The sequence below is a fragment of the Pseudomonas shiyinii genome, from assembly GCF_056725765.1.
Window position 1 is genome coordinate 605,956 of sequence record NZ_CM161522.1, and the last position, 18,262, is coordinate 624,217.

The 18,262-nt window shown below is 62.4% G+C and carries 16 protein-coding genes; 12 read left to right on the forward strand and 4 right to left on the reverse strand.

The window, feature by feature from the left end; all coding sequences use genetic code 11:
• The first annotated feature begins 155 nt into the window (after positions 1–155).
• The 5 genes from ACXHGZ_RS02935 to ACXHGZ_RS02955 all read left to right on the forward strand — a co-directional run bounded on the left by ACXHGZ_RS02935 (position 156) and on the right by ACXHGZ_RS02955 (position 5,238).
• Entirely contained in the window at positions 156–914 is a 759-nt protein-coding gene (locus ACXHGZ_RS02935) for a Nif3-like dinuclear metal center hexameric protein (protein ID WP_480462296.1), read from the forward strand.
• Between the two features lie 253 nt (positions 915–1,167).
• A complete protein-coding gene (gene cysD, locus ACXHGZ_RS02940) occupies positions 1,168–2,085 on the forward strand; it encodes a sulfate adenylyltransferase subunit CysD (RefSeq protein ID WP_084857225.1) in 918 nt (305 codons plus the stop codon).
• A gap of 16 nt (positions 2,086–2,101) precedes the next feature.
• On the forward strand, positions 2,102–4,003 hold the full coding sequence (gene cysN / locus ACXHGZ_RS02945; RefSeq protein WP_480462297.1) for a sulfate adenylyltransferase subunit CysN: 1,902 nt from the start codon (positions 2,102–2,104) through the stop codon (positions 4,001–4,003).
• A 553-nt stretch (positions 4,004–4,556) separates the two neighbouring features.
• Positions 4,557–4,934: a tail fiber domain-containing protein gene (locus tag ACXHGZ_RS02950; RefSeq protein WP_480462298.1), complete on the forward strand. Its 378-nt coding sequence runs from the start codon at positions 4,557–4,559 to the stop codon at positions 4,932–4,934.
• 142 nt (positions 4,935–5,076) lie between these two features.
• Positions 5,077–5,238, forward strand: coding sequence for a hypothetical protein (locus tag ACXHGZ_RS02955; protein ID WP_480462300.1), 162 nt, complete (start codon positions 5,077–5,079; stop codon positions 5,236–5,238).
• Positions 5,239–5,947: 709 nt separating this feature from the next.
• On the opposite strand, the gene ACXHGZ_RS02960 is transcribed toward ACXHGZ_RS02955, so the two are convergent.
• Positions 5,948–6,427 (reverse strand): Lrp/AsnC family transcriptional regulator, encoded by a 480-nt coding sequence (locus tag ACXHGZ_RS02960; RefSeq protein WP_480462301.1) that lies wholly within the window; start codon positions 6,425–6,427, stop codon positions 5,948–5,950.
• A 127-nt stretch (positions 6,428–6,554) separates the two neighbouring features.
• On the opposite strand from ACXHGZ_RS02960, the gene ACXHGZ_RS02965 reads away from it, so the two are divergent.
• Positions 6,555–7,766 (forward strand): methionine gamma-lyase, encoded by a 1,212-nt coding sequence (locus ACXHGZ_RS02965; RefSeq protein WP_480462302.1) that lies wholly within the window; start codon positions 6,555–6,557, stop codon positions 7,764–7,766.
• A gap of 142 nt (positions 7,767–7,908) precedes the next feature.
• The gene (gene mdeB / locus ACXHGZ_RS02970) at positions 7,909–10,605 is read left to right on the forward strand and encodes an alpha-ketoglutarate dehydrogenase (protein ID WP_465001744.1); all 2,697 of its coding nucleotides are present in this window, start codon (positions 7,909–7,911) and stop codon (positions 10,603–10,605) included.
• Between the two features lie 64 nt (positions 10,606–10,669).
• Here mdeB and ACXHGZ_RS02975 read toward each other — a convergent pair whose 3' ends face one another.
• The gene (locus ACXHGZ_RS02975; protein ID WP_084857237.1) at positions 10,670–11,107 is read right to left on the reverse strand and encodes a Z-ring associated ZapG family protein; all 438 of its coding nucleotides are present in this window, start codon (positions 11,105–11,107) and stop codon (positions 10,670–10,672) included.
• A gap of 135 nt (positions 11,108–11,242) precedes the next feature.
• Here ACXHGZ_RS02975 and ACXHGZ_RS02980 point away from each other — a divergent pair, with 135 nt between their 5' ends.
• The 3 genes from ACXHGZ_RS02980 (at position 11,243) to zapE (ending at position 14,432) form a co-directional block, all read left to right on the forward strand.
• On the forward strand, positions 11,243–11,878 hold the full coding sequence (locus tag ACXHGZ_RS02980; protein ID WP_084857239.1) for an alpha/beta hydrolase: 636 nt from the start codon (positions 11,243–11,245) through the stop codon (positions 11,876–11,878).
• Between the two features lie 25 nt (positions 11,879–11,903).
• Positions 11,904–13,253, forward strand: coding sequence for a tryptophan--tRNA ligase (locus ACXHGZ_RS02985; RefSeq protein WP_084857242.1), 1,350 nt, complete (start codon positions 11,904–11,906; stop codon positions 13,251–13,253).
• A gap of 84 nt (positions 13,254–13,337) precedes the next feature.
• Positions 13,338–14,432, forward strand: coding sequence for a cell division protein ZapE (gene zapE, locus ACXHGZ_RS02990; protein WP_084857244.1), 1,095 nt, complete (start codon positions 13,338–13,340; stop codon positions 14,430–14,432).
• A gap of 357 nt (positions 14,433–14,789) precedes the next feature.
• On the opposite strand, the gene ACXHGZ_RS02995 is transcribed toward zapE, so the two are convergent.
• Positions 14,790–15,686 (reverse strand): GlxA family transcriptional regulator, encoded by an 897-nt coding sequence (locus ACXHGZ_RS02995; RefSeq protein ID WP_172403018.1) that lies wholly within the window; start codon positions 15,684–15,686, stop codon positions 14,790–14,792.
• Positions 15,687–15,984: 298 nt separating this feature from the next.
• The gene (locus ACXHGZ_RS03000) at positions 15,985–17,025 is read right to left on the reverse strand and encodes an NADP(H)-dependent aldo-keto reductase (protein WP_084857246.1); all 1,041 of its coding nucleotides are present in this window, start codon (positions 17,023–17,025) and stop codon (positions 15,985–15,987) included.
• Positions 17,026–17,282: 257 nt separating this feature from the next.
• Here ACXHGZ_RS03000 and rplM point away from each other — a divergent pair, with 257 nt between their 5' ends.
• Positions 17,283–17,711 (forward strand): 50S ribosomal protein L13, encoded by a 429-nt coding sequence (gene rplM, locus ACXHGZ_RS03005; protein ID WP_043207468.1) that lies wholly within the window; start codon positions 17,283–17,285, stop codon positions 17,709–17,711.
• 14 nt (positions 17,712–17,725) lie between these two features.
• Positions 17,726–18,118 (forward strand): 30S ribosomal protein S9, encoded by a 393-nt coding sequence (gene rpsI / locus ACXHGZ_RS03010; RefSeq protein ID WP_054893989.1) that lies wholly within the window; start codon positions 17,726–17,728, stop codon positions 18,116–18,118.
• Positions 18,119–18,262 lie beyond the last annotated feature (144 nt).

An 18,262-nucleotide genomic window follows, 5' to 3' on the forward strand; every position in this document is an offset into this window, starting at 1 on the left:
ACCCTGTGGGAGCGGATTTACCCGCGACTGACGATGCCACGCACGGATCCCCAGGCGATTGCGGCCGGTTTCCCCGAAGCCGGCGACGGCCCATAATGGCGGCCATTATACGGGCGTTGCGCCCACCGAACGTGCAGATTTCGAGGAGATTTTCCATGGCCGTCGCCCTGAGCACCCTGGTGGAGGAAGCCGAGCGCTACCTGGCCAGCGCCAAGATCCAGGATTACTGCCCCAACGGCCTGCAGGTCGAGGGCCGGCCGCAGGTCAGCCGCATCGTCAGTGGTGTCACCGCCAGCCAGGCCTTGCTCGACGCCGCGGTCGAGGCCGAGGCCGACCTGGTGCTGGTGCACCACGGTTACTTCTGGAAAGGCGAGAACCCCTGCATCACCGGCATGAAGCAGCGCCGCCTCAAGACCCTGCTCAAGCATGACATCAGCCTGCTGGCCTATCACCTGCCGTTGGACCTGCACCCGGAGGTGGGCAACAACGTGCAGCTGGCTCGCCAACTGGATATCACCGTCGAGGGGCTGCTGGACCCGGACAACCCCAAGGTGGTCGGCCTGGTGGGGTCGCTCGCCGAGCCGGTGTCGGCGCGTGATTTCGCTCGGCGGGTGCAGGAGGTCACGGGGCGCGAACCGCTGGTGATCGAGGGCGAGCAGATGATCCGTCGGGTGGGCTGGTGCACCGGCGGTGGGCAGGGGTACATCGACACCGCCATTGCTGCAGGGGTCGACCTGTTCTTGAGCGGCGAGGCGTCCGAGCAGACCTTCCACAGCGCCCGCGAGAACGGCATCAGCTTCATCGCCGCTGGCCACCACGCCACCGAGCGTTATGGCGTCCAGGCCCTGGGCGACTACCTGGCACGGCGCTTTGCGCTGGAGCACCTGTTCATCGACTGCCCGAACCCGATCTGATTTCATCGGCCCAATCGCCGGCAAGCCGCCTTCCACTGCTATGGCGCTGTCTCTGGAACAGCGCAGGCCGGTGGGAGCCGGCTTGCCGGCGATTGGGCTGCGCAGCGGCCCTCGATTCACCCCAAACCCCCAGTCATATCGTTAGATTCTTTCGGTCTATCCAGCCTCCTAAATAGAATCAAGTGCTGTGATACAGTGCCAGCCTCGAACACGGCCCGCTGGCCGTCCATAAGATCGTTTTTCGTGAGTAGCCATGGTCGACAAACTGACGCACTTGAAACAGCTGGAGGCGGAGAGCATCCACATCATCCGCGAGGTGGCCGCCGAGTTCGACAACCCGGTGATGCTGTACTCGATCGGCAAGGACTCCGCCGTGATGCTGCACCTGGCGCGCAAGGCCTTCTTCCCGGGCAAGCTGCCGTTCCCGGTGATGCACGTCGACACCCAGTGGAAATTCCAGGAGATGTACCGCTTCCGCGACAAGATGGTCGAGGAGATGGGCCTGGAACTGATCACCCACGTCAACCCCGAGGGCGTGGCCCAGGGCATCAACCCGTTCACCCATGGCAGCTCCAAGCACACTGACATCATGAAGACCCAGGGCCTGAAGCAGGCGCTGGACAAGTACGGCTTCGATGCCGCGTTCGGCGGCGCCCGCCGCGACGAGGAGAAGTCCCGGGCCAAGGAGCGCGTGTACTCCTTCCGCGACAGCAAGCACCGCTGGGACCCGAAGAACCAGCGCCCGGAGCTGTGGAACATCTACAACGGCAAGGTCAACAAGGGCGAGTCGATCCGCGTCTTCCCGCTGTCGAACTGGACCGAGCTGGACATCTGGCAGTACATCTATCTCGAAGGCATCCCGATCGTGCCGCTGTACTTCGCCGCCGAGCGCGAGGTCATCGAGAAGAACGGCACCCTGATCATGATCGACGACGAGCGCATCCTCGAGCACCTTACCGATGAGGAGAAGGCACGTATCGTCAAGAAGAAGGTGCGTTTCCGTACCCTCGGCTGCTACCCGTTGACGGGCGCGGTGGAGTCGGAGGCCGACAGCCTCACCGACATCATTCAGGAAATGCTCCTGACGCGCACTTCCGAGCGCCAGGGCCGTGTCATCGACCACGATGGCGCAGGCTCCATGGAAGACAAGAAACGTCAGGGCTATTTCTAATTCTCAGGGTTACTCCATGTCGCACCAATCCGATTTGATCAGCGAAGACATCGTCGCTTATCTGGCTCAGCACGAGCGCAAAGAACTGCTGCGTTTCCTCACCTGCGGCAACGTGGATGACGGCAAGAGCACCCTGATCGGGCGCCTGCTGCACGACTCCAAGATGATCTACGAGGACCACCTCGAGGCCATCACCCGCGACTCCAAGAAAGTCGGCACCACCGGCGAGGACGTGGACCTGGCGCTGCTGGTCGATGGCCTTCAGGCCGAGCGCGAGCAGGGCATCACCATCGATGTCGCCTACCGCTATTTCTCCACCGCCAAGCGCAAGTTCATCATCGCCGACACCCCGGGCCACGAGCAGTACACCCGCAACATGGCCACCGGCGCCTCGACCTGCGACCTGGCGATCATCCTGGTCGATGCCCGCTACGGCGTGCAGACCCAGACCCGCCGGCACAGCTTCATCGCCTCGTTGCTGGGCATCAAGCACATCGTGGTCGCGGTCAACAAGATGGACCTGAAAAACTTCGACGAGCAGGTCTTCGAGTCGATTAAAGCCGACTACCTGAAGTTCGCCGAAGGCATCAACCTCAAGCCATCGAGCCTGCACTTCGTGCCGATGTCGGCGCTCAAGGGCGACAACGTGGTCAACCGCAGCGAGCGTTCGCCCTGGTACACCGGCCCTGCGCTGATGGAGATCCTCGAGACCGTGGAAGTGGCGGCCGATCGCAACTTCACCGACCTGCGCTTCCCGGTGCAGTACGTCAACCGTCCGAACCTGAACTTCCGCGGTTTTGCCGGCACCATCGCCAGCGGCATCGTGCACAAGGGTGACGAAGTGGTCGTGCTGCCGTCGGGCAAGAGCAGCCGGGTCAAGTCCATCGTCACCTTCGAAGGCGAGCTGGAAAACGCAGGGCCAGGCCAGGCCGTGACCCTGACCATGGAAGACGAGATCGACATTTCCCGTGGCGACCTGCTGGTGCATGCCGACAACGTCCCACCGGTGACCGACCAGTTCGACGCCATGCTGGTGTGGATGGCCGAGGAGCCGATGCTGCCGGGCAAGAAGTACGACATCAAGCGCGCCACCAGCTACGTGCCGGGCTCTATCGCCAGCATCACCCACAAGGTGGATGTGAATACCCTGGAGCAGGGCGCTGCCAGTGCGCTGCAACTGAACGAGATCGGCCGCGTCAAGGTCAGCCTGGACGCCGCTATCGCCCTGGACGGTTACGACAGCAACCGCACCACCGGCGCGTTCATCGTCATCGACCGCCTGACCAACGGCACCGTCGGCGCCGGCATGATCATCGCGCCGCCCGTATTGCCGCACGGCAGCACCGGCCACCATGGCAAGCTGGCGCACGTCTCCACCGAGGAACGTGCCCTGCGCTTCGGCCAGCAGCCGGCCACCGTGCTGTTCAGCGGCCTGTCCGGCGCGGGCAAGAGCACCCTGGCCTATGCCGTGGAGCGCAAGTTGTTCGACATGGGCCGTGCGGTATACGTGCTCGACGGCCAGAACCTGCGCCATGACCTGAACAAGGGCCTGCCGCAGGACCGCGCCGGCCGTACCGAGAACTGGCGTCGTGCCGCCCATGTGGCGCGCCAGTTCAACGAAGCCGGCATGCTGACCCTGGCCGCCTTCGTGGCGCCGGACGCCGAAGGCCGCGAGCAGGCCAAGGCACTGATCGGCAAGGAGCGCCTGGTCACCGTCTACGTGCAGGCATCGCCGATCGCCTGCCGTGAGCGCGACCCGCAAGGCCTGTACGCTGCTGGTGGCGACAACATCCCGGGCGAAAGCTTCCCGTACGATGTGCCGCTGGACGCGGACCTGGTGATCGACACCCAGGTCACCAGCGTCGAAGAAGGCGTCAAGCAGGTGCTGGACGTGCTGCGCAAACGCGGCGCGATCTGATCTGCGATGCGTCAATGGAAAACCCCGCTTCGGCGGGGTTTTCTTTTTTTTATGGGGCTTTGAGGATGTGTCAGGGGGCGGGTGTTCGTCGTGAGAGGTTCAGCGCCTATCCGATCGAGCGCCGCCCGCGCGGCGCATCGCGAGCTGCGCTCGCTCCTACGTTTGTTTACGGCCAGTAACGCCTGTGACAGGTGCGCGCGACCGCTTGGTTCGTACGACACAATCTCGCGTCTGGCGCCAAAGCGTCCGCGCGAAAAACCCACAGGATGGACTGGCCCGAAACAAGCGTAGGAGCGAGCGCAGCTCGCGATGCGCCGCGCGGGCGGCGCTCGATCTGTGCATCACCTTAAATCCCAAGGCATGCATCTGGAAGCCCTCATCCTATCTCCCCGACATGCAAATCGCAGCCACTCTTCCCCGGCTTTCCGTGAAGAACCTTTTCTTTTTTGCATTTGGCTGTTTTCCCCAGGGTGTTGTTGAAAAGCCAACTTTTGCGCGTTGCCTCGCTGCGGCATCGTTGTGCGGCAAATAAACAATCCGTGTAGGAAAATTCATGACCCTCAAGAAAGTCGTCTCCATCGCGCTACTCGCTCTTTCCGGTACCGTTGCAAGCACTGCCTACGCCGACCTCGGCGCCAAGTGCTGCCCGTTCAGCGATGAGCGTTTGAAGACCAACGTCGAGACCCTGTCGGACTCGACCAACACCTTGACCAAGATCCAAGGTGTGCGCTTCAAGTGGAAGGAATCGGGGCGCGAGGACATCGGCGTCGTTGCGCAGAATGTGAAAGAGGTGTACCCCGAGCTGGTGCATGAGAAGGATGGCCTGCTGACGGTCGACTACGAGAAGCTGGTGGGCCCGCTGATCGAATCGGTACGTGAGCTGAACCAGCGTATCGAAGTGCTGGAAAAGGCCCAGGCCGCTCATCATTGACGTCCCGCGAGCCGGGCTGCGCTGTTAGGCCGAGAACAGGCGCGTAGCGCCGATCCTGTGGGAGCAGCTTGCCCTGCGATTGCGGCTGCCTAGACAACGCAGCACCGGCCTCCGGCTCACAAACCAATCCAGGAATCGCTGCATGCTGCATCCCGGTCGCTACCACCGGCATGCTACCCAAGCTGGCAACGCCGCCAGCTTTTGCACAAGGAGCATGACCATGAAAGCAGCAATTCAGCAGGGCATTATCGACCTCCGCCGTGGTGGCGATGACGAGGGCGGCCACTCCTGGCGCAAGCCGTGAGTCGGGTTGGATGCGGGCAATGACCCTCTTGTTCCGCTGATGCAGAGCACCCCGCCATGGTGGGGGCTCTGATCAAGGTTCAGGTCTATTGTTCTGATGCCGCTGTGTAACCGGCGACTCATCAAGATTGCCCCTATTCAAAATCCATCACGCCGAACCTATCTTAGTTTGATTTTTTGTTTTTTATGTCTTCAAGATGTCGATCGAAATCTTGAATTTCCGCGCACTGTTGCATGAGTGGATCCATGTGGCATTTGAAACGTCGCTCGTCATTGTCCTGTAATAGATAAGGTCGTCCTGAGCCACAGGCTGATATCAAAAAAGTGGCTGTGACGAGTCCGAGTCTTGTCATATGGCAGCATTTTTCCGTTTTTAACGAGCTTCGTAAGGATGCCAATAGGCGGTGTGGCGCAGCTTTTTCCATGATTAAGTTCCGATCTGATATGGATCAGATGCACGCTATCACTTATTGGTTTCTTGCATGGGTAGGGTTTTTCTATGTGTTTAGTGGGAAATGTTACCGTCAGGATGGAAATCTAGTGCTTGAAGAAAAAAAGCGCTGTTATTTGGATGGCAGACGTATGGTTTCTTACTAAAAAATGGGTGTTTGAATTCTAATAGCATGTTGATGCGGTATTTTGGGCGGGCATCGAGGCACCTCTCGATTTCCGCCTTTGTTGGATGTATTGGCTTAAATTGATTTTCGAATTTATATATGCTGCTCCGACACTGGGATCACCCGCCGCTCCTTCACCGCCTTATACGAAAAACTCGAATAGATCTCCTTCACCCCCGGCAACCGCTGCAACACTTCCCGGGTGAACTCCCCAAACGACTCCAAATCCCGCGCCAATATCTCCAGCAGAAAGTCATACCGCCCAGAGATGTTGTGGCAAGACACGATCTCCGGGATCTCCAGCAATCGCTTTTCGAATGCCAGGGCCATCTCCTTGGTGTGCGAATCCATCATGATGCTGACGAAGGCCGTGACGCCGAAGCCCAGTGACTTGGGCGAAAGGATGGCCTGGTAGCCGGTGATATAGCCGTTGTCCTCTAGAAGCTTCACGCGCCGCCAGCAGGGCGAGGTGGTCAGGGAAACCTGGTCGGCCAGTTCGGCGACGGTGAGGCGGGCGTTGTCTTGCAGGGCCGCGAGCAGGGCGCGGTCGGTGCGGTCCAGGGTCGAAGGCATTTCTTGCCCTCCCGATGTCATGATTGTTGTTTTTATTCCAGAAAACCTGCAGGTGAGTGGGCGATTTTGGAAAAATACCCGCCGCCTGGTGGCATAAGCTTATAACAAACCACCAGAGGCTGTTGCCATGCGCGACTGCGATAACAAGACCGGTTTTTCCACGCGGGCCATCCACCATGGTTACGACCCGTTGTCCCATGGCGGCGCACTGGTGCCGCCGGTATACCAGACCGCGACCTATGCCTTCCCGACTGTCGAGTACGGTGCTGCCTGTTTCGCCGGAGAGGAGAGCGGGCATTTCTACAGCCGCATCTCCAACCCGACCCTGGCCTTGCTCGAGCAGCGCATGGCGTCACTGGAAGGCGGCGAGGCGGGCTTGGCGCTGGCCTCGGGGATGGGCGCCATCACCTCGACGCTATGGACCTTGCTGCGTCCGGGCGACGAGCTGATTGTGGGGCGCACCTTGTATGGCTGCACCTTCGCCTACCTGCACCACGGCATCGGTGAGTTCGGCGTGAAGATCCGCCACGTCGACCTCAACGACGAAAACTCCCTGAAGGCGGCCATCACGGCGAAAACCCGGATGATCTATTTCGAAAGCCCGGCCAACCCCAACATGCAGTTGGTCGATATCGCGGCCGTGGCCGACGCGGTGCGCGGGCATGACATCCACATCGTGGTCGACAACACCTATTGCACGCCCTACCTGCAACGCCCGCTGGAGCTCGGCGCCGACCTGGTGGTGCATTCGGCCACCAAGTACCTGAGCGGCCATGGCGATATCACGGCAGGCCTGGTGGTAGGGCGCAAGGCGTTGATCGACCGGATCCGCCTGGAAGGTCTCAAGGACATGACCGGTGCGGTGCTCTCGCCCCATGATGCCTCGCTGCTGATGCGCGGCATGAAGACCCTGACCCTGCGCATGGAGCGCCATTGCAGCAATGCCCAGCAACTGGCCGAGTACCTGGCGCGCCAGCCCCAGGTGGAACTGATCCACTATCCAGGCTTGCCCAGCTTCCCTCAGCATGCGCTGGCCCAGCGGCAGATGCGCCTGCCCGGCGGGATGATCGCCTTCGAACTCAAAGGCGGCATCGAGGCGGGGCGGCGGTTCATGAATGCGCTGCAACTGTTCAGCCGCGCCGTGAGCCTGGGCGACGCCGAGTCGTTGGCCCAGCACCCGGCGAGCATGACCCATTCCAGTTATACGCCGCAGGAGCGCGCCCACCATGGCATTTCCGAAGGCCTGGTGCGCCTGTCGGTGGGCCTGGAGGACATCGAGGACCTGGTCGCCGATATCGCCCAGGCGTTGAAGGCCTGTGCTTTCTCGGGGCAACGCTGAACGCTGTGGGAGCGGGCCTGCCCCGCGATTGGGCTGGTCTTGCCATCGCGGTTGCCTGGCAAGGGCTTCGCGGGACAAGCCCGCTCCTACAGGGACCGCGAAATCAGACAGTGATGCGTTTGTTCTGCGAAGGGGACACCCGATGGTGGCAATGATCAACCCGAACGAGCCATCCTCGGCTCAAGATGTCGATCTGGACAGCGACCCGGCCGAAACGGCTGAATGGTGCGATGCACTCGAATCCACGCTGGCCCATTGCGGCCCGGCGCGGGCACGCTACTTGTTGCAGCGCCTGCAGAGCCATGCCCTGGCGCTGGGCCTGGCGCGCGATGCCCTGCCGTTTTCCGCCTACCGCAACACCTTGCCGGTGGAGCAGCAGGGCGCCTATCCCGGTGATCTGGAACTGGACGAACGCATCACCGGCATCCTGCGCTGGAACGCCCTGGCCATGGTGGTGCGAGCCAATCACGCCTATGGGGACCTGGGCGGGCATATCGCCAGCTACGCTTCGGCTGCGGAGATCTTCGAGGTCGGCTTCCAGCATTTCTTCCGCGGCGAAGGCGGTGGAGAACAGCGCACCGGCGATCTGGTGTTCTTCCAGCCCCATTCGGCACCGGGCATCTATGCGCGTGCCTTTCTCGAAGGGCGCCTGAGCGAGGCGCAACTGGCCAACTATCGCCAGGAGGTCACTGGCACTGGCCTGTGCTCCTATCCACACCCCTGGCTGATGCCCGATTTCTGGCAATTTCCCACCGGCTCCATGGGCATCGGCCCGCTCAATGCAATCTACCAGGCGCGCTTCATGCGCTACCTGCAGCATCGCGGCCTGGCCGACACAGACTCGCGGCATGTCTGGGGCGTGTTCGGAGACGGCGAGATGGACGAGCCGGAATCCATCGCCGGCTTGACCCTGGCGGTGCGGGAGGGGCTGGACAACCTGACCTTCATCGTCAACTGCAACCTGCAGCGGCTGGATGGCCCGGTACGCGGCAACGGCCAGATCATCCAGGAACTCGAGGCACTGTTCAGTGGCGCCGGCTGGAATGTGATCAAGGTGCTCTGGGGCTCGGAATGGGACCCGCTGTTCGCCCGCGACCATGAGCACGTGCTGCTGCGCCAGCTGGCCGCGACGCCGGATGGGCAGTATCAGACCCTCGGCGCCAAGGACGGCACCTACAACCTCGAGCACTTCTTCAACCAGCACCCGGCCCTGCAGCGGCTGGTGGCGCACATGAGCGCCGAGCAGATCAACGCCCTCAAACGGGGTGGCCACGATTTTCGCAAGTTGCATGCGGCCTACGCTGCGGCCAAGGCCTGCAAGGGCCGGCCAACGGTGATCCTGGCCAAGACCAAGAAGGGCTACGGCATGAGCAGTGCCGGCGAATCAAGGATGACCGCGCACCAGGCCAAGAAGCTGGATGTCCAGGCGCTGCTGGCGTTTCGTGATCGCTTCCACCTGCCGTTATCGGACGAAGCGGTGGCGCAGTTGCGCTTCTATCGCCCGGCCGACGACAGCCCGGAAATGCTGTACCTGCACCAGCGCCGTGCGGCTCTCGGTGGGCCTTTGCCTGTACGGCGCAGCGATTGCCCCCGACTGCCGGTGCCTGACCTGGCAACCTTCGGCGACTTCGCCCTGCAGGCCCAGGGCAAGGAGATGTCCACCACCATGGCGGCGGTGCGCCTGCTTGGGCATTGGCTGAAGGCGCCAGGGTTGGGGCCGCGGGTAGTGCCCATCGTCGCGGACGAGGCGCGTACCTTCGGCATGGCCAGCCTGTTCCGGCAGATCGGCATCTACTCGTCCTGCGGGCAACGTTATGAGCCGGAGGATGCAGGTTCCCTGCTGACCTACCGGGAAGCCAGGGACGGTCAGTTGTTGGAGGAGGGCATCACCGAAGCTGGGGCGATTTCCTCGTGGGTGGCTGCGGCAACGTCCTATGCGGTGCATGGCGAGCCCATGCTGCCGGTGTACATCTACTATTCGATGTTCGGCTTCCAGCGGGTCGGCGACCTGATCTGGGCGGCCGCGGACCAGCGTGCCCGCGGCCTGTTGCTGGGCGCCACGGCCGGGCGTACCACCTTGGGTGGCGAAGGGCTGCAGCACCAAGACGGTTCGAGCCTGGTGATGGCGGCGCTGGTCCCCAATTGCCGAGCCTGGGACCCCTGCTTTGCCGGTGAGCTGGCGGTGATCCTCGACCATGCCGCCCGGCGCATGCTGGTGGAACAGCAGGACGAGTTCCATTACGTGGCGGTGATGAACGAAAACTACCCACAGCCTTCGCTCCCCGAGGGCAAGCATGCGGATGTGTTGCGCGGCATGTACCTGTTCGCCAGCCAGCACGCGCTGCAGTCGCGTGGCACGGTGCGGCTGCTGGGCTCGGGTGCGATCCTGCGCGAGGTCGTCGCCGCCAGTGAGCTGTTGGCCACCGAATGGCAGGTCGACAGCGAGGTGTTCAGCGTGACCAGCTACAGCGAACTGGCCCGCGAGGCGCGGGATGCGCAGCGTGCGTCGGTACGTGGGCACGGCGGTGGGCAGGAAAGCCATGTAAGCCGTTGCCTGGCCGGTGATGCGCCCGTGGTCGCGGCCAGCGACTATGCGCGGGCCTGGCCGCAGTTGATTGCCGAATATGTACAGGCGCCCTATATGACCCTCGGCACCGACGGCTTCGGGCGTAGCGACACCCGCCCGCAATTGCGGCGCTTCTTCGAGGTGGACCGGTACAGCGTGGTGATGGGAGCGTTGTACAGCCTGGTCGGGCAGGGGCGGTTGAGTGAGGAGGTGCTGGCGCAGGCGAGGGAGCGGTATGGAGTGGGCGAGCGTATGGCTCCCTGGTATTGCTGAGGCGAGGGCGTAGCCCGCCCGGCGGCATCCATGAAAAAGGCCTCTTGCGAGGCCTTTTCGATGTTCAGCGCTTGAGCCCGTAGCTCTCGTCGAGCATGCCCGGCGAGTTCGGTGCCTTGGGCGCGTAGTCGCGTGGTACCTCGGCGGTGTCCTTCGGCGGGGTCAGGCGGTCACGTGGGCCCTGCGCGGCTTCAGAGTGCAGCGCGGCCAGCAGGCGCTGGCGGGTCAGGTCATCCAGGGCCAGGCGGTTGGCACCGTCGGCCAGGTGGTCCTGTACGTCCTGGTAGCTCTGGGTCAGTTTCTTGACCAGGGCTGCAGTGCTGTTGAAGTGGGTGACCACTTCATTCTGGTAATTGTCGAAACGCTGCTGGATATCATCCAGCTGGCGCTGGGTATTGCTGGGCGCTGCGTTGGGCAGCAGGCGGGCCACGACGAAGCCGACCACCACGCCGACGACGAGGGCCAGGGTCGGCAACAACCAAACAAGGAGCGAGAGTTCCACGAGTCCTTCCTCTATAAACGGCTTTGCTTTACGTTAACGGCTCAGACCTGCGCTGTATACCGCGAGCGATCGCAAATCAGAACAGAATTCTTCAGCTAGACGAGTCGACCCTTCCCGAGGTCACGGAGTTGTGCCTTGCTTATCCGCGAAACCCCCTTGTTCATCGATGGTCCCTGCGGCCAGCTGGAAGCCTTGTACCTGGATGTGGCCGATGCCCGCGGTGCGGTGCTGATCTGCCACCCGAACCCGGTGCAGGGCGGTACCATGCTCAACAAGGTGGTCTCGACCCTGCAGCGCACTGCCCGCGATGCCGGCTACATCACCTTGCGCTTCAACTACCGTGGCGTGGGCCAGAGTGCTGGCAGCCATGACATGGGCGCCGGCGAAGTCGCCGATGCCGAGGCCGCCGCCACCTGGTTGCGTGCCAAGCATCCTGGCCTGCCGCTGGTGCTGATGGGCTTCTCGTTCGGCGGTTTCGTCGCCGCCAGCCTGGCCGGTCGCCTGGAGGTCGATGCCGTCGAGCTGCAGCATCTGTTCATGATTGCCCCGGCCGTGATGCGCCTGAGCGAGCAGTTCCCGCTGCCCCAGCGTTGCCCGCTGACCGTGGTGCAGCCGGAAACCGACGAAGTCGTCGACCCACAGCTGGTATACGACTGGTCCGACAAGCTGCCGCGCCCCCATGAGCTGCTGAAAGTGGCAGAATGCGGACACTTCTTCCATGGCAAGCTGACCGATCTGAAGGATCTGGTGCTGCCGCGTCTTTCGAACTGAGCCAAGCCTGATCAAGCGATAACCCATGACTACGCGCATCCTCACCGGTATCACCACCACCGGCACCCCGCACCTGGGCAACTACGCCGGCGCCATCCGCCCGGCGATCCTCGCCAGCCAGCAGCCCGGCGCCGACTCGTTCTACTTCCTGGCCGACTACCACGCCCTGATCAAGTGCGACGACCCGCTGCGTATCCAGCGCTCGCGCCTGGAAATCGCCGCCACCTGGCTGGCCGGCGGCCTGGACCCAGCCAAGGTCACCTTCTACCGCCAGTCCGATATCCCCGAGATCCCCGAGCTGACCTGGCTCCTGACCTGCGTGGCCGCCAAGGGCCTGCTCAACCGCGCCCATGCCTACAAGGCCTCCGTGGACAAGAACGTCGAGGCCGGCGAAGACCCGGACGCCGGCGTGACCATGGGGCTGTTCAGCTACCCGGTGCTGATGGCCGCCGACATCCTGATGTTCAATGCCCACAAGGTGCCGGTTGGCCGCGACCAGATTCAGCACGTGGAGATGGCCCGCGACATCGGCCAGCGCTTCAACCACCTGTTCGGCCAGGGCAAGGACTTCTTCGCCCTGCCGGAGGCTGTGATCGAGGAAAGCGTGGCCACCCTGCCGGGCCTGGATGGCCGCAAGATGTCCAAAAGCTATGACAACACCATCCCGTTGTTCACCAGCGCCAAGGACATGAAGGATGCCATCTCCCGCATCGTCACCGATTCCCGTGCCCCGGGCGAGCCGAAGGATCCGGACACCTCCCACCTGTTCACCCTGTTCCAGGCCTTCTCCACCCCGGCGCAGTCGGCCGAGTTCCGCGAAGAGCTGCTGCAGGGCCTGGGTTGGGGCGAGGCCAAGCAGCGCCTGTTCCAGTTGCTCGACGGCCAGCTGGCCGGGCCTCGCGAGCAGTACCACCAGCTGATCGCTCGCCCTTCGGACCTGGAAGACATTCTCCTGGCTGGTGCCGCCAAGGCCCGCAAGATCGCCACGCCGTTCCTCGAGCAGCTGCGCGAAGCTGTTGGCCTGCGTTCCTTCCGCACCGCCGTGCAGGTGTCCACCGAAGTGAAAAAGAAGGCTGCCAAGAGCGCCCGCTTCGTCAGCTTCCGTGATGAAGACGGCAGCTTCCGCTTCCGCCTGCTGGCCGCCGATGGCGAGCAATTGCTGCTTTCGCGCCGCTTCGCCGATGGCAAGAGCGCCGGCGCCGTGAGCAAGCAGCTGCAGCAGGGCGGTGACGCCGATGTGCGCGTCGAAGGGCTGGGTTTCTCGCTCTGGCTGAACGGCGAGCAGGTTGCCGACGGGCCGCAGTTCGATAGCGTCGAGGCCCGTGATTCGGCCATCCAGAGCCTGCACGAGGCCTTGGCGCCGCAGCAGGGCTGAGGCAATTCGCCGCAACGCCAATTGCCATTATGCGGGCCTGTCGCTACAGTGACGGCCCGTTTTTTGTTGCCTCGCTAACGAATCATGACGCCCCTCGAACGATATCAAGCAGATCTGAAACGTCCCGACTTCTTCCATGATGCGGCGCAGGAAACTGCGGTGCGTCACCTGCAGCGCCTGTACGACGACCTGCTGGCGGCGCAGAACAACAAGCCGGGCGTGTTCGGCAAGCTGTTCGGCAGGAAGGAACAGGCGCCGGTCAAGGGCCTGTACTTCTGGGGTGGGGTAGGGCGAGGCAAGACCTACCTGGTCGACACCTTCTTCGAGGCGTTGCCCTTCAAGCAGAAGATGCGTACGCACTTCCACCGCTTCATGAAGCGTGTGCACGAAGAAATGAAGACCCTCAAGGGCGAGAAGAACCCGCTGACCATTATCGCCAAGCGCTTCTCCGAGGAAGCCAAGGTGATCTGCTTCGACGAGTTCTTCGTTTCCGACATCACCGATGCCATGATCCTCGGCACCTTGATGGAAGAGCTGTTCAAGAACGGCGTGACCCTGGTGGCGACGTCCAACATCGTCCCCGATGGCCTGTACAAGGACGGCCTGCAACGCGCGCGCTTCCTGCCGGCCATCGCCCTGATCAAGCAGAACACCGAAGTGGTCAACGTCGACAGCGGCGTCGACTATCGCTTGCGCCACCTGGAGCAGGCCGAGCTGTATCACTACCCGCTCGACGATGCCGCTCACGAGAGCCTGCGCCAGAGCTTCCGGGCATTGACACCCGAGTGCACCCAGGCGGTCGAGAACGACGTGCTGGTGATCGAGAACCGCGAGATCCAGGCCATCCGCACCTGCGACGACGTTGCCTGGTTCGACTTCCGCGCCCTGTGCGACGGCCCGCGCAGCCAGAACGACTACATCGAGCTGGGCAAGATCTTCCATGCCGTGCTGCTGAGCAATGTCGAGCAGATGGGGGTGACCACCGACGATATCGCCCGCCGTTTCATCAACATGGTCGACGAGTTCTACGACCGGAACGTGAAGCTGATCATCTCGGCAGAGGTGGAGCTCAAGGACCTGTACACGGGCGGGCGTCTGAGCTTCGAGTTCCAGCGCACCTTGAGCCGCCTGCTGGAGATGCAGTCCCACGAGTTCCTGTCCCGCGCGCACAAGCCTTGATTGGGTGAAAGGGGCCGCTTCGCGGCCAATCGCCGGCAAGCCGGCTCCCACCTGTCCTGTGCTGTTTTCAGAGCCTGTGGGAGCCGGCTTGCCGGCGATTGAACCAGGGCAAAAAAATCAAGACAGTTGCTCCCACAAGATCTGCGCGGGTCTTGTGGAAGCCGGCTTGCCGGCGATTGAGCCAGGGCAAAAAGATCAAGACAGTTGCTCCCACAAGATCTGCGCGGGTCTTGTGGAAGCCGGCTTGCCGGCGATTGAGCCAGGGCAAAAAGATCAAGACAGTTGCTCCCACGATCTGCGCGGGTCTTGTGGGAGCCGGCTGGCCGGCGATTGGGGGGCGAAGCGGCCTTTTTTGTTTCAGGCTTCCTGCATGAACTGCTGCCGATACTGGTTCGGCGACAGTTCGGTATGCTGGCGGAACAACCGCGCAAAGAAGCTGGCATCGTCATAGCCCACTTCGTAGCTGATGGTCTTGATGCTCTTGCGGGTGCTCGAGAGCAAGCCCTTGGCCGTCTCGATGCGCAGGCGCTGCAGGTAGTGCAGGGGCTTGTCACCGGTGGCGCTCTGGAAGCGACGCATGAAGTTGCGAATGCTCATGCCGTGGTTGCGCGCCACGTCCTCGAACCGGAACTTGTCGGCGAAGTGCTCCTCCAGCCAGTGCTGGATCTGCAGGATGATCAGGTCCTGGTGCAGCTTCTGCCCGCCGAAACCCATGCGCCCCGGGGTATAGCTGCGCTGGACCTCGTAGAGAATGTCACGTGCCACGGCGCGGGCGACGTTGGCGCCGCAGAAACGCTCGATCAGGTAGATGTACAGATCGCACGCCGAGGTGGAGCCGCCTGCGCAGTAAAGGTTGTCGGCATCGGTCAGGTGCTTGTCCTGGTTCAGGCGCACGTTCGGGAAGCGCTCGGCGAAGCTGTTGAAGAAGCGCCAGTAGGTGGTCGCCTCCTTGCCGTCGAGCAGGCCGGCCTCGGCGAGCCAGAACACGCCACTGGCCTCGCCACACAGCACGGCGCCGCGGGCGTGCTGTTCGCGCAACCACGGCAGGACCTGCGGGTAGCGTTGCTGCAAGATGTCGAAGTCTTCCCAGAACGCCGGGAGAATGATCACGTCGGCATCACCCAGGCCACCATCGACCGGCACCTGCACGTTGCTGAAACTGTCCACGGGTTTGGCGTCCGGGCTCACCAGGCTGATGTCGAACATCGGTTGCAGGCCCAGGCCCAATTGCTTGCTGTAGCGCAGGCTGGCCAGGTGGAAGAAGTCCTTGGCCTGCATGAGGGTCGAAGCGAACACCTTGTCGATGGCCAGGATGCTGACGCGCCGCAGCGACGCGGAGGGTTGGGTGAACATCATTGTCATTGTTCTTATAGGGTAGAGTGGTCAATCACCGGCTGGATCGTCTTATTTTTTGGCGGTTGTGTCTACCCTGGCATACCGCGCGGGTTCCTTGGCGGATATACCCGCTCCCACAAGTGCCCGACAGGCCAGAAGGGCAGCGAGGCCCAGTGGGAGCGGGTTTACCCGCGAAGAGGGCGGTACGGGGCTGCGCTCAAGGCGCCGGGTTGGGCTGCTCCTGATGGATCGCCTCGATGGCCGCGAGCAGTTCGTCGCTGAGGGTCAGGGCCAGGCTGTCCAGGTTGCTCTGCAATTGCTCCACGCTGGTGGCGCCGAGGATATTGCTGGTCACGAACGGTTGGCGGGTCACGAACGCCAAGGCCATCTGCGCCGGGTCCAGGCCATGGGCCCGGGCCAGTTGTACGTAGCGGCTGCAGGCCGCCACGGTCTGCGGGTTGGAGTAGCGGGCGAAGCGGCTGAACAGGGTCAGACGCGCACGCTCCGGCCGGGCACCGTCTTCGTACTTGCCCGAGAGCATGCCGAACGCCAGAGGCGAATAGGCCAACAGCCCGCACTGTTCACGGATCGCCACTTCCGCAAGGCCCACCTCGAAGCTGCGGTTGAGCAGGTTGTAGGGGTTCTGGATCGACACTGCTCGCGGCCACCCGCGGGTTTCGGCCAGGTGCAGGAACTTCATCGTGCCCCAGGGCGTTTCATTGGACAGGCCGATGTGGCGTATCTTGCCCGCGCGCACCTGCTCGTCGAGCACTTCCAAGGTTTCTTCCAGCGGCGTGAAGTGGTCGTGCGGCAGGTGCTGGTAGCCGAGCTTGCCGAAGAAGTTGGTGCTGCGCTCGGGCCAGTGCAGCTGGTACAGGTCGATGCGATCGGTGTGCAGGCGGCGCAGGCTCTCGTCCAGGGCGGCGACGATGTGCTGGCGGTTGTGCTTGAGCTGGCCATCGCGGATATGGCTGATGCCGTTGCCTGGGCCGGCCACTTTGCTGGCCAGGACCCAGTCGTCGCGATCGCCATGGCGGCGGAACCAGTTGCCGATGATGCGCTCGGTGGCAGCGTAGGTTTCCGGGCGCGGGGGCACCGGGTACATCTCGGCGGTATCGATGAAATTGACCCCACTGGCCTTGGCCAGGGCGATCTGGGCGAAGGCTTCGGCCTCGTCGTTCTGCTCGCCCCAGGTCATGGTCCCCAGGCACAGGGCGCTGACGTTGAGGTCGGTACGGCCGAGCTGGCGGTATTCCATCAGGCATCGTCTCCTTGCAAATGAAGCCATCAAATCAGGTTGAAATTTTTTGCGCAATCTGGATAATTCTGCCCCTCTCCGTGTGGCGGAAGTGATGCACCACCATGCAGGAGGAACCCTTGTCGAACATTGGACGCGCCGACCCGAGCCCCCAATAGCGTCCGTGTGCGGCTGCGCGCTTGCCCTTGGCAAGCTGTGCACTATCCAGTAAGATTCGCCGTCTATTTTTCGCTGGGCGGCCTCTGAGGCTTTAGAGAATGAAAACTTTTACTGCTAAACCGGAAACAGTAAAGCGCGACTGGTACGTAGTTGACGCCGCTGGTCAGACCCTGGGTCGTCTGGCTACCGAAATCGCTCGTCGCCTGCGTGGCAAGCACAAGCCAGAATACACCCCTCACGTTGACACCGGCGACTACATCGTCGTCATCAACGCCGAGCAGGTACGTGTCACTGGTGCCAAGACTTCGGACAAGATGTACTACTCCCACTCCGGTTTCCCAGGCGGCATCAAGGAAATCAGCTTCGAGAAGCTGATCGACAAAGCCCCTGAGCGTGTTATCGAAACTGCGGTCAAAGGCATGCTGCCGAAGAACCCGCTGGGTCGCGACATGTACCGCAAGCTGAAAGTGTACGCGGGTGCTGCTCACCCTCACACTGCTCAGCAGCCTCAAGAACTGAAGATCTAACGGGATAGTTCATTATGTCGGCGACTCAAAATTACGGCACTGGCCGTCGCAAGACCGCAACCGCTCGCGTTTTCCTGCGTCCGGGTACTGGTAACATCTCCATCAACAACCGTCCTCTGGACACCTTCTTCGGCCGCGAAACCGCTCGCATGGTTGTTCGCCAGCCGCTGGAGCTGACCGAGACCGTCGAGAAGTTCGACATCTACGTCACCGTCGCCGGTGGTGGTGTCAGCGGTCAGGCCGGTGCGATCCGTCACGGTATCACCCGTGCGCTGATGGAATACGACGAAACCCTGCGTGGCGCCCTGCGTCGTGCTGGCTACGTCACCCGCGACGCTCGTGAAGTCGAGCGTAAGAAAGTGGGTCTGCGTAAAGCGCGTAAGCGTCCTCAGTACTCCAAGCGTTAATACCGCTTCGGCAGTCGAAAAAAAGCCCGGTTCCATATTTGGAACCGGGCTTTTTTTATGTCTTGAACTAACCTGTCAGCATGTCAGTGACGACTTGCCGCATAGACACAGATCAAGCAAAGCGAGGGTTGCAGCCCGACCGGG